At 63.1% G+C, this 17,169-nt stretch carries 15 protein-coding genes; 9 read left to right on the top strand and 6 right to left on the bottom strand.

Annotation, left to right across the window (positions count from 1 at the left end):
• Positions 1-226 precede the first annotated feature (226 nt).
• From LB547_RS31160 to LB547_RS31180, 5 genes are all read left to right on the top strand, one after another.
• A complete protein-coding gene (locus tag LB547_RS31160) occupies positions 227-1,255 on the top strand; it encodes an amino acid ABC transporter substrate-binding protein (protein ID WP_140494320.1) in 1,029 nt (342 codons plus the stop codon).
• Between the two features lie 65 nt (positions 1,256-1,320).
• Positions 1,321-2,508, top strand: coding sequence for an amino acid ABC transporter permease (locus LB547_RS31165; protein WP_140494318.1), 1,188 nt, complete (start codon positions 1,321-1,323; stop codon positions 2,506-2,508).
• Positions 2,509-2,512: 4 nt separating this feature from the next.
• Entirely contained in the window at positions 2,513-3,670 is a 1,158-nt protein-coding gene (locus tag LB547_RS31170; protein ID WP_140565096.1) for an amino acid ABC transporter permease, read from the top strand.
• 69 nt (positions 3,671-3,739) lie between these two features.
• Positions 3,740-4,489: an amino acid ABC transporter ATP-binding protein gene (locus LB547_RS31175; RefSeq protein WP_181165173.1), complete on the top strand. Its 750-nt coding sequence runs from the start codon at positions 3,740-3,742 to the stop codon at positions 4,487-4,489.
• A 115-nt stretch (positions 4,490-4,604) separates the two neighbouring features.
• Entirely contained in the window at positions 4,605-5,270 is a 666-nt protein-coding gene (locus LB547_RS31180) for a TIGR02117 family protein (RefSeq protein WP_140584477.1), read from the top strand.
• Between the two features lie 30 nt (positions 5,271-5,300).
• Here the strand turns inward: LB547_RS31180 and LB547_RS31185 are convergent, their stop codons facing one another.
• Both LB547_RS31185 and LB547_RS31190 read right to left on the bottom strand, forming a co-directional pair.
• The gene (locus tag LB547_RS31185) at positions 5,301-6,524 is read right to left on the bottom strand and encodes an FAD-dependent monooxygenase (protein ID WP_140764113.1); all 1,224 of its coding nucleotides are present in this window, start codon (positions 6,522-6,524) and stop codon (positions 5,301-5,303) included.
• An 18-nt stretch (positions 6,525-6,542) separates the two neighbouring features.
• Complete coding sequence (locus tag LB547_RS31190; protein ID WP_140494310.1) at positions 6,543-6,788, bottom strand: zinc-finger domain-containing protein; 246 nt, start codon at positions 6,786-6,788, stop codon at positions 6,543-6,545.
• 200 nt (positions 6,789-6,988) lie between these two features.
• Here LB547_RS31190 and LB547_RS31195 point away from each other — a divergent pair, with 200 nt between their 5' ends.
• Together LB547_RS31195 and ppx are read left to right on the top strand one after the other, a co-directional pair.
• Positions 6,989-9,181, top strand: a complete 2,193-nt coding sequence (locus LB547_RS31195; protein ID WP_140494308.1) for an RNA degradosome polyphosphate kinase — start codon at positions 6,989-6,991, stop codon at positions 9,179-9,181.
• On the top strand, positions 9,181-10,716 hold the full coding sequence (gene ppx, locus LB547_RS31200; protein ID WP_140764117.1) for an exopolyphosphatase: 1,536 nt from the start codon (positions 9,181-9,183) through the stop codon (positions 10,714-10,716). The genes LB547_RS31195 and ppx overlap by 1 nt, the downstream gene beginning before the upstream one ends.
• Positions 10,717-11,011: 295 nt before the next feature.
• On the opposite strand, the gene LB547_RS31205 is transcribed toward ppx, so the two are convergent.
• From LB547_RS31205 to LB547_RS31220, 4 genes are all read right to left on the bottom strand, one after another.
• Positions 11,012-11,416, bottom strand: coding sequence for a DoxX family protein (locus tag LB547_RS31205; protein ID WP_140494304.1), 405 nt, complete (start codon positions 11,414-11,416; stop codon positions 11,012-11,014).
• A gap of 170 nt (positions 11,417-11,586) precedes the next feature.
• Positions 11,587-12,009: a DoxX family protein gene (locus LB547_RS31210; RefSeq protein ID WP_140561877.1), complete on the bottom strand. Its 423-nt coding sequence runs from the start codon at positions 12,007-12,009 to the stop codon at positions 11,587-11,589.
• 179 nt (positions 12,010-12,188) lie between these two features.
• Positions 12,189-13,586 carry a class II fumarate hydratase gene (gene fumC, locus LB547_RS31215; protein ID WP_140764122.1) on the bottom strand — a complete coding sequence of 466 codons (1,398 nt, stop codon included), beginning with the start codon at positions 13,584-13,586 and terminating at the stop codon, positions 12,189-12,191.
• 377 nt (positions 13,587-13,963) lie between these two features.
• Positions 13,964-14,746, bottom strand: a complete 783-nt coding sequence (locus tag LB547_RS31220; protein ID WP_140764127.1) for an NIPSNAP family protein — start codon at positions 14,744-14,746, stop codon at positions 13,964-13,966.
• A gap of 119 nt (positions 14,747-14,865) precedes the next feature.
• On the opposite strand from LB547_RS31220, the gene LB547_RS31225 reads away from it, so the two are divergent.
• A complete protein-coding gene (locus LB547_RS31225; protein ID WP_140521621.1) occupies positions 14,866-15,531 on the top strand; it encodes a TetR/AcrR family transcriptional regulator in 666 nt (221 codons plus the stop codon).
• 110 nt (positions 15,532-15,641) lie between these two features.
• Positions 15,642-16,775, top strand: a complete 1,134-nt coding sequence (locus tag LB547_RS31230; RefSeq protein WP_140561880.1) for a metallophosphoesterase — start codon at positions 15,642-15,644, stop codon at positions 16,773-16,775.
• Positions 16,776-17,169 lie beyond the last annotated feature (394 nt).

Raw genomic sequence — 17,169 nt, forward strand, 5'->3', positions numbered from 1 at the left:
CGTTTGTCTGCTATTCAGGCAATTGCGGCAAACGATTTTCAAACCCATCTGAATTCGGTCATTTTCCTTGACCTCACAGGAATTATCGCCTTCGATGCTGTTCGTGAATGGGAGGCGGCGCGTCGACTGCGATGCGGAGTTCCGGAAATGGGCCGGAACGAAAAGCTGCGTTCACGCGGGAAAAAAAGATCAGGTTTGCCTGAAAACAGAAAAGGGTCTGTGGGTCATGAAACACATTGCAATCGGCATCCTTGGAGCCGCCGCGCTTGGAGCCGTGGCTTCAACGGCTTCAGCCACCACGCTCGACACGGTCAAGCAGAAGGGCTTCATCCAATGCGGCGTGTCGACGGGCCTGGCCGGCTTCTCGGCGCCGGACGACAAGGGTGACTGGCAAGGCATCGATGCCGATTTCTGCCGCGCCGTGGCGGCCGCCGTCTTCGGTGACGGCTCCAAGGTCAAGTTCACGCCGCTCAGCGCCAAGGAGCGCTTCACCGCGCTGCAGTCGGGCGAGATCGACATCCTGTCGCGCAACACCACCTGGACCATTAACCGCGACACGGCACTTGGCCTGAACTTCATCGGCACCACCTACTATGACGGCCAGGGCTTCATGATCAACGCCAAGAAGCTGCCGGGCGTCAATTCGGCGCTTCAGCTGTCCGGCGCCGCCGTCTGCGTGCAGAGCGGCACCACCACCGAGCTCAACCTCGCCGACTACTTCAAGGCGAACAAGATGGAGTACAATCCGGTCGTTTTCGAGAAGCTCGAAGAGGTCAACGCAGCCTATGACGCCGGCCGCTGCGACGTCTACACCACAGACCAGTCGGGCCTTTACGGCATCCGCCTGACGCTGGGTGCGCCGGCCGATCACGTCGTGCTGCCGGAGATCATCTCCAAGGAGCCGCTCGGACCGGCGGTGCGCCAGGGCGACGACCAGTGGTACCATATCGTCAAGTGGACCTATTTCGCGCTGCTCGATGCCGAGGAACTCGGCATCACCAAGGCCAATGTCGACGAGATGAAGAACTCGGCCAGCCCTGAGATCAAACGCGTGCTCGGCCAGGAAGCCGATACCAAGATCGGCACCGATCTCGGCGTCTCCAACGACTGGGTCGTCAACATCGTCAAGGCGGTCGGCAATTACGGCGAAATGTTCGACCGCAATGTCGGCTCGGGCAGCCCGCTGAAGATCGCCCGCGGCATCAACGCGCTGTGGACCAAGGGCGGCCTGCAATACGCTCCACCGATCCGCTGATCGAAATGTGATCCGGAAGGCAGAACCATCTGCCTTCCGGTTTCTCTTTCACAGGGGACGGTGATATGGCATCGCAGGAAGTCCTTCGCGAGGATACAAGTCGCGGCTCCTTTATCAACGACCCGAAAGTCCGCAGTCTCTTCTTCCAGACACTGGTCGTCGTCGTTCTGTTCGGCTCTGTCTGGTGGATCGTGCAGAACGTCATCGACAATCTGCAGCGTCTTCACATCGCCTCCGGTTTCGGCTTTCTCAGGGGCCGCGCCGGATTCGACATCTCGGACACGCCGATCGCCTACACGTCGGATTCGACCTATGGTCGCGCCATCATTGTCGGCCTGATCAACACCATCATCGTCGCCGTGGCCGGCATCGTCACCGCGACCATTATCGGTTTCGTCATCGGCATCGGCCGGCTGTCGCAGAATTGGCTGATCCGCAAGATCTGCACGGTCTATGTCGAGATCTTCCGCAACATCCCGCCGCTGCTGGTCATCTTCTTCTGGTATTCGGGCGTGCTGGCCGTGTTGCCGCCGCCGCGCGAGAGCTATAACCTGCCTTTCGGTTCCTTCCTCAACCAGCGCGGTTTCTATTTCCCGCGCGCCGTCTGGGGCGAGGGCTCATGGCTGATCTTCGTGGCGCTCATCGTGGGTATCGCCATGGCCTGGTTCGTCGCCCGCAAGGCGCGCCAGCGGCAGATGGCGACGGGTCAGCAGTTTCCCGTGTTCTGGACGTCCGTCGCGCTGATCGTCGGCCTGCCGCTGCTCGCCTATGCGCTGAGCGGCTTTCCGCTGAGCTTCGATTTTCCGAAACAATCGACCTTCAACCTGACCGGCGGCTTCCAGGTCAAGCCGGAGTTCCTGTCGCTCTATCTGGCGCTGTCCTGCTACACGGCGGCCTTCATCGCCGAGATCGTGCGGGCCGGCATCAGGGGTGTCAGCAAGGGCCAGACCGAGGCCGCCGCCGCACTTGGCCTGCGCTCGGGATCGATCCTGCGGCTGGTCGTGGTGCCGCAGGCCATGCGCATCGTCATCCCGCCGTTGACCAGCCAGTATCTCAACCTGACCAAGAACTCTTCGCTGGCCATCGCCATCGGCTATCCGGACCTGACGGCGACCGCCGGCACGGTGCTCAACCAGACCGGCCAGGCGGTCGAGGGCGTGCTGATCATGATGATCGCCTATCTCATACTCAGCCTGGTGACCTCGGCCGTGATGAACGTGGTCAATGCCAGAATGGCGTTGGTGGAAAGGTAGGGCCATGCAGGAACACGACATGTCCTGGGTGCGCACCGAAATGGCCCTGGCGGAGGCGGCGCCGATCAGCGAGCGTGGCCTGTATGCCTGGGTCCGCAAGAACCTCGTCGGTTCGGTCGGCGACACCATCCTCACCATACTCGGCATCATCATCGTCGCCTGGGTCCTGCCGCAGGTCATCAACTGGGCCTTCATCAATGCCCAGTGGACCGGGCCGGACCGGACCGTCTGCGCGACAGTGGCGCAGGGCGGCATCCAGCCCGATGGCTGGAGCGGCGCCTGCTGGGCCTTCGTCAACGCCAAGTTCGGCCAGTTCATGTTCGGCACCTATCCGGTCGAGGAGCGCTGGCGGCCGATCCTGGTCGCCATCCTGTTCGCGGCGCTGCTGGTGCCGATGCTGGTCCCCAGCGTGCCGCGCAAGGGCCTGAACGCCATCCTGCTTTTCCTCGTGCTGCCGATCGTCGCCTTCTTCCTTCTGGTCGGCGGCGTGTTCGGCCTGCCGCATGTCGAGACGTCGCGGTGGGGCGGACTGCTGATCACGCTCAGCCTCTCCTTCGTCGGCATCGCCGTGTCGCTGCCGCTGGGCACCGTGCTGGCGCTCGGCCGGCGCTCCAAGATGCCGATCGTCAAGATGCTGTGCATCATCTTCATTGAAGCTGTGCGCGGTATCCCGCTGATCACAGTGCTGTTCTTCGTCAGCGTCATGCTGCCGCTTTTCCTGCCCGCCGGCGTCACCTTCGACAAGTACCTGAGGGCTCTGATCGGCGTGTCGCTGTTTGCCGCCGCCTATATGGCGGAAGTGGTGCGCGGCGGCCTGCAGGCGATCCCCAAGGGCCAATACGAGGGCGCCGATTCGCTCGGCCTCGGCTATTGGCAGAAGATGGGACTGATCGTGCTGCCGCAGGCGCTGAAGCTGGTCATTCCCGGCATCGTCAACACGTTCATCGGCATGTTCAAGGACACCAGCCTGGTCCTCATCATTTCGATGTTCGACCTGCTCGGCGTCGTCAAGCAGAACTTCTCGGACGCCAACTGGGCGACGCCGCAGACCGCGAAATCCGGTCTCGTGTTCGCCGCCTTCGTGTTTTGGCTGTTCTGCTTCGGCATGTCGCGCTATTCAATGTATACGGAACGCCGGCTCGACACCGGTTACAAACGATAAAAAGGGGATTGGTTCATGGCCACCGAAAACGCCGTCAGCGCGGAAGAGATCAAGGTCAATGCCGCGAAGATGCACATCTCGACCACCGATGTCGCCATCGACATCATCGCCATGCACAAATGGTATGGCGAGTTCCATGTGCTGAAGGACATCAACCTCAAGGTGATGCGCGGCGAGCGCATCGTCATCTGCGGCCCGTCCGGCTCCGGCAAGTCCACCATGATCCGCTGCATCAACCGGCTCGAAGAACACCAGAAGGGCAAGATCTTCGTCGACGGCAAGGAATTGACCAACGATCTCAAGAAGATCGACGAGGTGCGCCGAGAGGTCGGCATGGTGTTCCAGCACTTCAACCTGTTCCCCCACCTGACCATCCTGGAGAACTGCACGCTGGCGCCGATCTGGGTCCGCAAGACCCCGAAGAAACAGGCCGAGGAGATGGCCATGCATTTCCTCAAGCGCGTCAAGATCCCCGAGCAGGCCAACAAATATCCGGGCCAGCTCTCCGGCGGTCAGCAGCAGCGCGTGGCGATCGCCCGTTCGCTGTGCATGAACCCGCGCATCATGCTGTTCGATGAGCCGACCTCGGCACTCGACCCGGAAATGATCAAGGAAGTGCTGGAGACCATGGTTAGCCTTGCCGAGGAAGGCATGACCATGCTGTGCGTCACCCACGAAATGGGCTTCGCGCGGAAAGTCGCCAACCGGGTGATCTTCATGGATCAGGGCCAGATCGTCGAGCAGAACACGCCGGCCGAGTTCTTCGATCACCCGCGCCACGAGCGCACGAAGCTGTTCCTGTCGCAGATATTGCACTGAGCGCTGCCTCGTCGAAATGGAAGGAGCCCGGCCGCGCCACGGTCGGGCTTTTTCACATTTGGCCGATCGGATCGTTTCGATTGAGACATGATGGAATCGCAAGAACTATGCCCGGATGAGAAAACGCCTTCGTTTCCTGGCCGTGCTGGTGGCCGCGGTGGTGCTGGTCGCGGCACTCGGCACGCTGGTGCCACGACCACTCTGGCCGGCTGCCGCGGCCGGCGAGGGCGTCAGGCACATTCTGGTGCTGAGCAATCCGATCCACACCGACATCGCCATTCCCGTCGATGATGGCGTGCGCCGGCGTTTTCGCTTCCTCGCGGCTGCCGGCCAGCCTTCCGATGCGCCCGAGGTGCGCTACATCGTCTTCGGCTGGGGCGGCCGCGCCTTCTACCTGGAGACGCCGACCTGGTCGCAGCTGAAGGCGATGCCCGTATTCAAGGCCCTGACGCTTGACGCTTCAGTGATGCATGTCGAGGTCGCCGGCGATATCTCCGGACCCGATGTCGCCGGCTTCGACATCCCGGAAGACCGCTTTGCGGCATTGCTCGACTTCATCGATGCGAGTTTTCAGCAAGGACCAGGCGGGCCGATCGTCATCGCCAGGGCCGCCTATTCCGATTTCGACCGCTTCTATGAGGCGAACGGCCATTTCAATGCGCTGGCCGGCTGCAACACCTGGACGGCCGCCGCCTTGCGAACCGCCGGCCTGCGGACCGGTTGGTGGAACCCGCTGCCGGTCTCGCTTGGGTGGTCGTTGAAGCTGTATAATGGTAGGTAGCGCAGATAACGCCAACGCCTCGTTCGAGTTCTAGGCCCGCCACCCATAAAGCCAGTCCAAATCCGCGGCGAGCTTCTCCGGCGCCCGCATTTTCAGGAAAAGGTTGCGCGCCAACGCCACCGGACCCCAGGCATGCCAGGCAAGGCGGTTGAGGGCGCCGCGACGTGCCACTCTCACGACGCGCGGCCGGCGCAGGCCTTCCCAGATTTGAAGACTTCCGGCCAGGTCGGCAGGGGAGGCGGCCATGACGTCGGCAAGCGTGGCGGCATCCTCGATGGCCATCGCGGCGCCCTGTGCCGCGAACGGCGTCATGGCATGCGCCGCGTCGCCGACCAGCGCGATGCGGCCCGACCTTACCCATGGCTGCTTCTGATCGACCGTATGGATCGGCCAGGCCGCCCACGGGCCGGCCAACTCCGCAAGCCTTGCCAGCGCCGGCGCGGTGCGGCGCATGGCGCCGGCCAGGATTGCGGGATCGGCATGGCCGGACCAGCCTTCGGCGATACGCTCGCCCCTGGTGAAAGCGACGAGATTGATGGCGCTGCCCTTGCTGACGGGATAGGCGACCATGTGAAAGCCGGGATGCAGGAAGGTGGTGACGCAGTCCGGCGCACCGATCTCTGCAAAAGCTTGCCCGGCAGGACTGTCTGCGCTGACGGTTGCCCGCCAGGCCAGTTCGCCGGAGAAGTGGCTTTTCGCAAGCCTGGTTTTCCTTCCTTGGTCGGCAAGTCCGCGCATCGACGACCAGACGCCATCGGCGCCGACCAGAAGGAAACCTTCCGCCGCGACGAGCCTGCCACCCACATCGGCTGCCGCGGTGATGCCTGAACTGCTGATCGTGACGCTGCCAAGGCGCGCACCAGTAGTGAGATGAACATCGGGCATGGCAGCCACGCGCGCCATCAGCGCGTTTTGCAGGTCCGCTCGATGCGCCACGAGGTAGGGCGCACCCCAGCGCGCCTCGCCGGCTCGTCCAAAAGGTACGCGCGCCAGTTCGCCCAAGGTTGCCGCATCCTTCAGCACCACGGCTTCCGGCCTGACGGCATTGGGAAGAAGTGCGTCGAGTACGCCGAGCTCACGCAGGATGCGTGTCGCGTTGGGCGAAAGCTGGATGCCGGCGCCCGCCGCTTCTAGGCGCTGCGCCTGTTCGAAGATCCGTACGGGATAGCCCCGCTCGGCGAAAGCCAACGCCGCGGTCAGCCCGGCAATACCCGCCCCGGCGATGATGACTTGCCGGGACTGTGCGTCTGCCATTGGCCGGGCCGCTGGAAGTCAGGCGGCCTGGTCGATGTAGAGGCAGCCGGCCGGCAGCGTTTCCATCGCCGTCAGCTTCGGCGAATAGCGGTAGAGCGTCGAGCAGTAGGGGCAGACCTTCTCATTGTCGTCGCCCATATCGAGAAACACATGCGGATGGTCGAAAGGCGGGTTGGCGCCGGTGCACATGAATTCCTTGACTCCGATATCGATCGCCGGATGGCCCGCATCGTTCTGGAAATGGGGAATGGAACCGCCTGCCATCGTCGTCTCCTTTAGCGCAGTCTGCTCAGCGTTTGGATCATAACCGGCCTGTTTGCAAGTTCGATGAAATGAAACTGTCGCAAAAGCCTGTCAGAGGATAAGTTAAGCCGGTTAACCGGCTGGAGCATCGCGGCCAGGCGCAACAGCCTGGGCGCCGCCCGAAAGCGGCGAAGCAACCAGACGTGGGAAGAGCAGGAACCATGAACGAACTGAAGCCGGTCCAGAGCGAGTTCATCAATGCGGAAGCGGCAAGCCCGGAAGGCAATCCGGATCGTTTCGTCAATCGCGAGTTCTCCTGGTTGCAGTTCAACCGCCGCGTGCTTGAGGAATCGCAGAACACAAACCATCCGCTGCTGGAGAGGGTACGTTTCCTGTCGATCTCCGCGGCCAATCTCGATGAGTTCTTCATGGTGCGCGTCGCCGGCCTGGCCGGCCAGGTTCGCGAAGGCATCGTGTTGAGAAGTCCGGACGGGCGTACCCCCGAACAGCAGCTCGAACAGCTGCTGCGCGAGGTCGAACGGTTGCAGGAAGACCAGCAGAAAAGCCTTTCGGCGCTGACCGTGCTGCTCAACAAGGAAGGCATCGAGAGCATCACCCGCGACGCGCTGACCAAGGACGAGAAGGCCTGGCTGGAGGAGCACTTCCAGGACCAGGTGTTTCCTGTTCTCACGCCATTGTCGATCGACCCGGCGCATCCGTTCCCGTTTATCCCCAATCTCGGCTTCTCGATGGCGCTGCAGCTTCGCCATCGCAAGAACGGCGAGGAGATGAGCGCGCTCTTGCGCCTGCCGGTGGCGCTGAAGCGTTTCATCCGTTTGCCGGACCGCAAGCACCATGTCCGCTTCATCCCGCTGGAAGAGGCGGTCGGCCTTTACATCGGCAAGTTGTTCCCGGGTTACGAGGTCAAGGGCTCCGGCACGTTCCGCATCATTCGCGACAGCGACATCGAGGTCGAGGAGGAATCGGAAGATCTCGTGCGCCTGTTCGAGACCGCGCTAAAGCGCCGCCGCCGCGGCTCCGTCATTCGCATCGAGTTCGACATGCTCATGCCGGCCGAACTGCGCGAATTCGTCGCCGGCGAACTCGGCGTTTCGTCGAGCCGCATCAGCGTCCTGACCGGCCCGCTGGCGCTCAGCCAGATTTCGGAGATCGTCGCCGTTGCCCGCGACGACCTCAAATTCACGCCCTACAATCCGCGTTTCCCCGAGCGCATCCGCGAGCATGGCGGCGATTGCTTCGCCGCTATCCGCGAGAAGGACATCATCGTCCACCACCCCTACGAATCCTTCGACGTCGTGGTGCAGTTCCTGCGCCAGGCGATGGCCGACCCGGAAGTGGTGGCGATCAAGCAGACGCTTTACCGAACCTCCAACGACAGCCCGATCGTGCGTGCGCTGGTCGACGCCGCCGAGGCCGGCAAGTCGGTGACCGCGCTGGTCGAGCTCAAGGCTCGCTTCGACGAGGAGGCCAACATCCGCTGGGCGCGCGACCTCGAGCGCGCCGGCGTCCAGGTCGTGTTCGGCTTCCTCGAGCTCAAGACCCACGCCAAGATGTCGCTGGTGGTGCGGCGCGAGGACGGCAAGCTGCGCAATTATGTGCATCTGGGCACCGGCAATTACCATCCGGTGACCGCGCGCATCTACACCGACCTGTCCTTCTTCACCACCGATGCAACGATCGCACGCGATGTCGCCCAGCTTTTCAACTTCATCACCGGCTATGCCGAGCCGACCGCCGAAATGCGGCTGGCGATCTCGCCCTTCACGCTGAGGAACCGTATCCTGCAGCACATTTCCGATGAGGTCGCCCACGCGCTCGAGGGACGGCCGGCACGCATCTGGATGAAGATGAACGCCCTTGTCGATCCGATCATCATCGACGCGCTCTACGACGCCAGCCGAGCGGGCGTCGAGATCGACCTCGTCGTGCGCGGCATATGCTGCCTGCGGCCGCAGGTGCCGGGCCTGTCGGAAAACATCAGGGTCAAGTCGATCGTCGGCCGTTTCCTCGAGCACAGCCGCATCTATTGCTTCGGCAATGGCCACGGCCTGCCGTCGGACGAGGCGGTGGTCTACATCTCCTCGGCCGACCTCATGCCGCGCAACCTCGACCGCCGCGTCGAGACCATGGTGCCGATCACCAACCCAACTGTGCATGAACAGGTGCTGGGCCAGATCATGCTCGGCAACATCATGGACAATCAGCAAAGTTTCGACGTATTGGCTGATGGAACCTCCCGGCGCGTCGTGCTCGAGGAGGGCGAGGAGCCGTTCAACGCACAGGAATATTTCATGACCAATCCGAGCCTGTCGGGACGGGGTGATGCGCTGAAATCGCATGCGCCGAAGCGGATCGCGCAATTCAAGCGCCGCAAGAAGAACGCCGCCGCCTGATGCTGTCCGATTCCCAGGGCCGGCTGCAGGATCGCCGACCGCTGTCCATCATCGACATCGGCTCGAATTCGATCCGCCTTGTCGTATATGAGGGGCTGGCGCGCTCGCCGACCATGCTGTTCAACGAAAAGATGCTGGCGGGCCTCGGCCGCGGCATCGTGTCGACGGGGAAGCTCGACCCCGAGGGCGTGACACGGTCGATGGAGGAGTTCCGCCGCTTCCGCGCGCTCTCCGACCAGGCCGGTGCCGAGCACATGTACGTGCTGGCGACCGCGGCTGCCCGCGAGGCCGTCAACGGCCCCGATTTCATCCACCGCGCCGAAGACGTGCTCAAGACCGAGATCCGCGTGATCAGCGGCCGCGAGGAAGCCCATTATTCCGCGCTCGGCGTCATCTGCGGCTTTCATCCGGCCAACGGTATTGCGGGCGACCTCGGTGGCGGCAGCCTTGAACTGGTCGACGTCAACGGCGAAGCGATCGGCGACGGCATAACGTTGCCGCTGGGCGGCCTGCGCCTGCAGGACATGGCCAAGAATTCCCTCACGCAGGCGGCGAAAATCGTGCGCGACGAGCTGGGGCGGGCGAAGCTGCTGAAAGGCGGGAAAGGCAGGCCTTTCTATGCCGTTGGCGGCACCTGGCGAAATCTCGCCCGGCTGCACATGGAGATGACCAACTATCCGCTTGGCGTCATGCACCACTACGAGATCGGCGTCGAAAGTGCCGCCAATTTCCTGCGGCAAGTGGCGAAAGGCGAGATCGAGAAGATCAAAGGCATCGAGGGTGTTTCGAAGAATCGCCGCTCGCTCCTGCCTTACGGCGCCATCGTGCTGCAGGAAATCATGGCGGCGATGCAGCCGTCGAAGATCATCGTCTCGGCGCTCGGCGTGCGCGAAGGCTTCCTCTATTCCCTGCTCGACCAGGCCGAGCAGAAGGCCGATCCCCTGATCTCGGCATCGGAGGAACTCGCCCGGCTGCGCTCGCGCTCGGTCACCCATGCGCATGAACTCGTCGACTGGACGGCCAAGACCTTTGCCGCTTTCGGCATCGACGAGACCGAGGACGAGGCGCGCTACCGCCACGCGGCGGCATTGCTGGCCGACATCGGTTGGCGCGCGCATCCCGAATATCGCGGCAAGCAATCGCTCAACATCATCGCCCACGCCTCCTTTTTCGGCGTGGACCACCCTGGCCGCGCCTATCTAGCGATGGCCAATGCCTATCGGCACGACGGCATCTTCAACGAAGCCATCGCGCCCGAGATCAAGGCGCTGGCGACACCGCGCTATCTGGAGCGGGCGCGGGTGCTGGCGGCATCGATGCGCGTCGTCTACCTGCTGACCGCCTCGATGCCCGACGTCATGCCAAGGCTGAAATGGGAGCAGCGCGGCAATGGCGTGCTGGCGCTGGTCTTACCGGCATCTCTGGCAGATCTCTATGGCGAGCGGCCCGCCGGGCGCCTGGCGCAACTGGCGCGAATTACCGGCCGCCGCCTGGTACTGGCGGTCGAAGGCGGGCCGAGCGTTTCGGTGAAATAGGTACGGCCAACTCCATCGCGGCACTTGTTCAGCGGATTCGCGTTTGAAGACCGGCTTCACCCACTCCGTCTTGGCTTCGCCAAGCCACCTCTCCCCCCTCCGGAGGGAGAGGAAGGGCGCCAAGATTGGCGAACGAGCCCTTCCTCTACCCCGTCGATCGGGGAAGAGGTGTCGAGCGCAGCTCGACGGAGGGGGGGGCGACTTGGCTCGGGCGTCGACTTGGCTCGGGCATCGAGAGTTCAACCCGGGGCATATGTCTGGTTGGTTCCGGGCTTGCCCTTGGATTTAGGCGATATCAAACCGCAGCCCGCCCGTCGACCGACCAGGCGCCGGCGCCGGCCATGGCGAGCGCCAGAAAGCCGCCCGATATCGCGATGTCCTTCATCAGCATCTGCTGGTGCAGGAAGGCAAGCGTCGCATCATCGGCGCCCTGGCCGTAATGGCCGATGAAGCCGGCAACGATGCAGAAGGCGGCCAAAAGCAGAGCCACGATCCGGGTCTGGAAGCCGATGAGTATCAGCAGTCCGGCGATCAGCTCGAACAGGCCCGTGCCCCACGCGGCGAGCCCCGGGAGCGGCAGGCCAAGGCCGGCGAAATAGCCCGATGTGCCGGCAATGTCGGCGAGCGCATGGAAGCCTGACGGTACGAACAGCGCGGCAAGCAGCAGCCGCGAAGCCAGAAGCAGTGCGTTGCGAGGCATGGTCACCTCCGTTGTCGGTTGGCCGGTTTGGGCCTTTACCCACCCGGACCGATCGATCCTACCACCAATGCCCCGGCAAATCCGGGCGCTGAATTGAGGCTTCTGCACTGACAACGAAACAGTGGCGCGGAAAATCCCGCGCCACTGCTGTCAAGACGGGGGAGGGAAGTTCAGCCGCGCTTGGCGTCGATCGAATAGGCGCCGGCGCCGGAGGAAGCCAGTACGAGGAAGCCGCCGGTGATCGCCAGGTTCTTCATGAAGTTGATCATCTGCATCTGGTCGGCCCAGCCGGTGTGGGCGACCAGGGCCGTGGCGACGGTGAAGATCGCCAGCACCCAGGCGGCAATCCGGGTCTGGAAGCCGACGAGAATGGCCAGACCACCGAGCAGTTCGATGAGGCCGACGACGATGGCTGTCACGGTCGGCAAGGGCAGGCCGAGGCCGCCGAAATAGGCCGCGGTGCCGGAAAGGGCGCTGAGCTTGCCGAAACCGGAAAGCAGGAAAATGACCGCAAGCAGGATGCGGCCGAGCAGGATCGTGACAGAACTGTTGGACGCGGTGCCGGTGCCGGCGAAGGAAGTGTTGGTGGACATGGTGGCTCTCCGAATGGGGTTGATCGCCCGTCAGATAGACCATGCTGACTGTTCACCAAAGCCGCCTGTCTGGCGACACATTGTTCACAGGACATACGTTTCCGTGAACCGGTGAAAAACGGAAATTCGTGCCGGTCGATGCGGTGGCGGGAGCATATTTTCCCGCCGAAAAAGTGCCTTCACCCAGGATGAGTCATATCTTCCGGCCGCACGATCCGATCGTAATCGGCTTCGCTGACCAGCCCGGTGGCCAGCGCTTCCTCGCGCAGCGTGGTACCGTTCTTGTGCGCGGTCTTGGCGATCTTGGCGGCGTTGTCGTAGCCGATGGTGGGCGCAAGCGCCGTCACCAGCATCAGCGAGCGGTCGAGGGCCGCCTTGATGTTGTCTTCGCGCGCCTCGATGCCGACGACGCAATTGTCGGTGAAGGAGACCGAAGCATCGGCGAGCAACTGCACCGACTGCAGGAAGTTGTAGGCCATCAGCGGGTTATAGACGTTGAGCTCGAAATGGCCCTGGCTGCCGGCGAAGGTGAGGGCTGCATTGTTGCCGAACACCTGCACGCAGACCTGGGTCATCGCTTCGCACTGCGTCGGATTGACCTTGCCCGGCATGATCGAGGAACCAGGCTCGTTTTCCGGCAACGACAGCTCGCCAAGTCCCGAGCGGGGCCCTGAACCGAGGAAGCGGATGTCGTTGGCGATCTTGAACAGCGCGGCGGCAGCGGCGTTGATGGCACCGTGCGAGAATACCATGGAATCATGGGCGGCGAGCGCCTCGAACTTGTTCGGCGCTGTGACGAAGGCGATGCCGGTGATGGCGGCGATGCGGTCGGCCACCCGCTCGGCGAAGCCGACGGGCGCGTTGAGGCCGGTGCCGACGGCGGTGCCGCCCTGCGCCAGTTCCTGCAGGCCGGGCAACGTCAGTTCGATGCGCTTGATCGACGAAGCGACCTGCGCGGCGTAGCCCGAGAATTCCTGGCCCAGCGTAAGCGGGGTGGCGTCCTGCGTGTGGGTGCGGCCGATCTTGATGATATGGCTGAACGCTCTGCTCTTGGCGGCGAGCGCCTTGTGCAGGTGCTTCAGCGCCGGCAACAGGTCATGCACGATGCGCTCGGCGCAGGCGATGTGCATGGCGGTCGGGTAGGTGTCGTTCGACGACTGGCTCATATTGACGTGGTCGTTCGGGTGCACCGGCTTCTTGGAGCCCATGACGCCGCCCAGCATCTCGATCGCCCGGTTGGAGATCACCTCGTTGGCGTTCATGTTGGATTGCGTACCCGAGCCGGTCTGCCAGACCACCAGCGGGAAATGGTCGTTGAGCTTGCCGTCGATGACTTCTTGAGAGGCTTCGACGATCGCCTTGCCGATCGCCGGATCGAGCCGCTTCAGCTCCATATTGGCTTCCGCCGCCGCCCGCTTGACGATGCCGAGCGCGCGCACGACGGATGCCGGCTGCTTTTCCCAACCGATCTTGAAATTGCCGAGCGAACGCTGCGCCTGCGCGCCCCAATAGCGGTCGGCGGCGACCTCGATGGCACCGAACGTATCGGTTTCGGTTCTGGTCTTGGCAGCGCTCACGGCAAGTCTCCGGTCTGTCGATTTGGGCAACGGCGTATCGCGTTGCACAAAACGCATCAAGCGGAGATTGCGGGCGATGAAGATGCAAATCGGTTGAAGACGGAGCCAATCTCCCCGCTCGTGGGGAGATGCCCGGCAGGGCGGCGGGAGCGCGAAGGAACGCTATCTGTCGTCATTCAGCTGCGTTCAGGTTAGAACAAGGGCGGAAGTGCAATCGAATGAGAGATCGGCGGGACAGCGCCCCCCTCTGGCCTGCCGGCCATCTCCCCCACGAGGGGGGAGATCGGCTGTCCACTCACTCCGCCGTATACCCGCCGTCCACCGCAAAGACGCCGCCCCGCCTCTGATCAGACGCCGCCTCCGCGCGGACTGGGAAATCAGCAACAAAGCCGCGAGCGCGATGTCGCCGACAGGCGCATGGTTTCGGTCGGTCTGGTCAGGTCATGTCGGACGGCGTGCGAGAAGGCCTGCCATGCAGGCGAGGCGGCAAGCGCGGTTTCATGCTGGGCGTGCGCTTCTTCGCCATCAAAACCCATCACACTGATGAAAACATTCTCACTCGCTCGCACCGGCAGGCGTGGAAAGCTGTTTTCCGCGTGCTCCGTGACGAAAGCGGCGAGCAGCCGCGCACCGGGTGACGCCGTCATCGGCGCGACTTCGGCCTCGAAGCGGCTGGCGAACGCGGCCTCTGCGCCCGGCCGCAAATGATAAATCCGAATCACGACCATGCCTGACAGCGGCGTGCTTCTGCCTGGCTTTTCGTCGGCAGCCAAGCCCGCGCGTAATGCGCCGGAGAGATCGAAGCCAGCGCCGGGCCACGCAGGTTTGAGCAGCAGCACATCGTCGGAATCGATCATCGTGGCGTTGGCGGCATTGCGGTGCGCTGCCCATACCGGACCGTCATAGAAGGCGCTCAGGGCGCCTTTGCGCACCTCCATGTCCTCGAAGCCGCGCAGCCAGACGAACATGTCGGGGCGATCGAGATCCCGGAATTGGCCGATGATGGTCATCCCGGCCTCTTCCTGGCCTTCGATCAGCTTGCCGTCAAAGAGGTCGATAAGGGTATCGCGTTTGCCGGGTTTCAGCGTGTACTGCCGCAGTTCGACGACCGGGGAGGCGAGCGCTGCTGTCTCCGATGTGGCACTCAGGGGCAGGCTCATAAGCTCGTCTCCAAAAACAGGGTGATCATCCTGTTTTATAAAACAGACCGGTTGTCCTGTTTTGTCAATCTGCTAGCTTCTTTTTCTTCCCTCCTGGAGGGGCACGGTGGAGATTCCCGATGACAGGGCATGCCCAGAAGCGCGCCAATGATCCCGAAGGCATGCGCAACAGAGTGCTCGATGCCGCGCAGGAGTCCTTTCAGGTACGCGGCTATCACGCGTCCAGCCTCGGCGATCTGATGGCGGCGGCGGGTGTCAGCGGCGGCGCGTTGCATCATCATTTCCGGACCAAGAAAGCGTTGGCGCTGGCGGTGATCGAAGAGCGTGTGGCCGCGGCGGTCGAAGAAACATGGATGGCGCCTTTGCGGGCGGCCGCTTCGGCGCGCGAAGGCGTGCGTGCAGCCTTCGAAGCCGTGGCGGCGGAACTTGAGCAACAAGGCTTCGTGCGCGGCTGTCCCCTCAACAACCTTGCACATGAACTGTCGCTCGCCGATGCCGAATTGCGCGCCGCCCTTGCCGGCATTTTTGCCGGCTGGCGCCAGGCGATCGCCGACAAGGTCCGGGCTGATCAGCAGGCGGGCAGGGAGCAGGACACCGACCCGCAGCGTTTCGCCGCCCTGGCCGTCGCGGCCTATTCCGGCGCGATGTCGATGGCCAAGACGGCGCAGGATGCCGGCATGTTGCGCGATTGCCTGGCGGGGCTGGAGCAGAGTGTCGCCCAAGCTTCGCCCATGGCCGCAACGAGGCGGCGTCGCAGGATATTGCTGCCACCGGGAAACCTTTGATGCCGAGAACGGGAACGATCCCTACAACTCAGTTCCGTTCTGGGGGAGGGCAGCCGTGGACCGGGCGCTGAACTTTACTGCTGACCGGTGTCCGTGCTGAACTTCAACCCATGATGAAGCGCTTCTCACCAAAATCGGTATCACGACGCCGTTTTCTGGCGCGGGCCGCCGGTCTTGCCACGGCCCTTGCGCTTCCACGCCCGGCGCTCGGCCAGACCGGGCAGCGCATTCAGCCTGTCGACGCCACCTTCCTGTTCATCGCCGATGTCCATGCCTGCCGCATGGCCAGCGGCTTGAGTCCCAATTGCCAGCAGGAAGGCAAGACCGACGCTGCCTTGCTGCGCAATGTGGCGGCTCTGAACGGCATTGGCGACAAGACATGGCCCGTCGAGATCGGCGGCGTCCCGACGGGCCTACGCTCCGCCGGCAGCCGAATCGGCACGCCGCTCGGCCTCGTCATCGGCGGCGACATGACCGACGATGGCGGTGGTCAGATCACCCAGCCGAGTGAAGGCACGCAATTGCTGCAATTCAGCCAGCGTTACCAGCAAGGCATGGGGCCTGACCGCGTGCATGTTCCAGTTTATGTCGGGCTCGGCAATCATGACCTCGACCAAAACGGCCCGCGGCATCACGTTGACTGGTACCGGCGCGAAATGCGCGACTATGTCGAAGTCAATCACCGTGCCGGCGTGTTCTTCAAGCCACCGGTTCCAGCCACCGACTACGATGTCGAGACCGACTGCTATGCGTGGGACTGGGGCGGGCTGCATCTCGTCCAGACCCACCGTTTCGCTGGCGACACCGGCCATGGCGCGGACAGCAGCCTGCCCTGGCTGAAGCAGGATCTGGCGACCTATGCGGCGGACGGCCGCCCGGTCATCCTGTTTCAGCATTATGGCTGGGATAATTTTTCGACTGGGCGATGGGATCCCGCCAAAAAGGCGTTCGACGACGACGGCAAGGGGCCGCCGCATTGGTGGAGCGATGCGGACCGTCAGGCACTGCTTGCGGCCCTGAAAGGCTACAACGTGATTGCCATCTTCCATGGCCATCAGCACGAGGTGCCGATGATCTATCAGCGCGACGGCCTTGATCTCTTCAAGCCAAAGGCGGCCTATATGGGCGGGTTCGCACTGGCGCGGGTCACCAATGATGGCATGGATGTCGTGCTGGGCGAAGCCAGCGACGATCACGGCGGGGTCACATTCACCAACGCCTTCAGCAAACCGTTCCAGACATGAAAGCCCGCGGCGGCCTTTTCGTCCCGGACGCTGACTGACGTCGACCTGGCAGTGCGCTCGGGCCTCGGCCTCCGCTACGAGATGCCGCCGATGATGACCGCCGCGATGTAGGGGCCGAAAGAAAACGCCCCTCGCACCTTTTATCGTGCGGGGGGCGTCTTTGCCGTTCGCTTTTCCTTCGATTGCTCTCGTGAATTGCTGACGACAACCATGAAACGTGCTTCGACCGAAATGGCTCCCGGCGCGTCCAGATTTTTTTAGGGCCGCTTTGTTCAGTGCCCGATTGGCGTGAACCGTCGCGGCGGGTGAGCCAAGAATGTCGGTAGCTAATCAAGTTGTCCGGTTTGGTAGCACATGATCTGTCCGCTTCTGTTTTGGCGTCGAAGCGGTTCAC

The sequence above is a fragment of the Mesorhizobium sp. B264B1B genome (genome assembly GCF_020165765.1).
Taxonomy (GTDB): domain Bacteria; phylum Pseudomonadota; class Alphaproteobacteria; order Rhizobiales; family Rhizobiaceae; genus Mesorhizobium.

Excerpts from the sequence above, each read along its gene's own strand:
- LB547_RS31185 (WP_140764113.1), bottom strand. The coding sequence starts at position 6,524 with ATGGCAGACGCACAGTCCCGGCAAGTCATCATCGCCGGGGCGGGTATT.
- LB547_RS31180 (WP_140584477.1), top strand. The coding sequence starts at position 4,605 with ATGAGAAAACGCCTTCGTTTCCTGGCCGTGCTGGTGGCCGCGGTGGTG.
- LB547_RS31230 (WP_140561880.1), top strand. The coding sequence starts at position 15,642 with ATGATGAAGCGCTTCTCACCAAAATCGGTATCACGACGCCGTTTTCTG.
- LB547_RS31205 (WP_140494304.1), bottom strand. The coding sequence starts at position 11,416 with ATGCCTCGCAACGCACTGCTTCTGGCTTCGCGGCTGCTGCTTGCCGCG.
- LB547_RS31225 (WP_140521621.1), top strand. The coding sequence starts at position 14,866 with ATGACAGGGCATGCCCAGAAGCGCGCCAATGATCCCGAAGGCATGCGC.
- LB547_RS31190 (WP_140494310.1), bottom strand. The coding sequence starts at position 6,788 with ATGGCAGGCGGTTCCATTCCCCATTTCCAGAACGATGCGGGCCATCCG.
- LB547_RS31195 (WP_140494308.1), top strand. The coding sequence starts at position 6,989 with ATGAACGAACTGAAGCCGGTCCAGAGCGAGTTCATCAATGCGGAAGCG.
- LB547_RS31165 (WP_140494318.1), top strand. The coding sequence starts at position 1,321 with ATGGCATCGCAGGAAGTCCTTCGCGAGGATACAAGTCGCGGCTCCTTT.
- LB547_RS31210 (WP_140561877.1), bottom strand. The coding sequence starts at position 12,009 with ATGTCCACCAACACTTCCTTCGCCGGCACCGGCACCGCGTCCAACAGT.
- LB547_RS31170 (WP_140565096.1), top strand. The coding sequence starts at position 2,513 with ATGCAGGAACACGACATGTCCTGGGTGCGCACCGAAATGGCCCTGGCG.
- LB547_RS31220 (WP_140764127.1), bottom strand. The coding sequence starts at position 14,746 with ATGAGCCTGCCCCTGAGTGCCACATCGGAGACAGCAGCGCTCGCCTCC.
- LB547_RS31175 (WP_181165173.1), top strand. The coding sequence starts at position 3,740 with ATGCACATCTCGACCACCGATGTCGCCATCGACATCATCGCCATGCAC.
- ppx (WP_140764117.1), top strand. The coding sequence starts at position 9,181 with ATGCTGTCCGATTCCCAGGGCCGGCTGCAGGATCGCCGACCGCTGTCC.
- LB547_RS31160 (WP_140494320.1), top strand. The coding sequence starts at position 227 with ATGAAACACATTGCAATCGGCATCCTTGGAGCCGCCGCGCTTGGAGCC.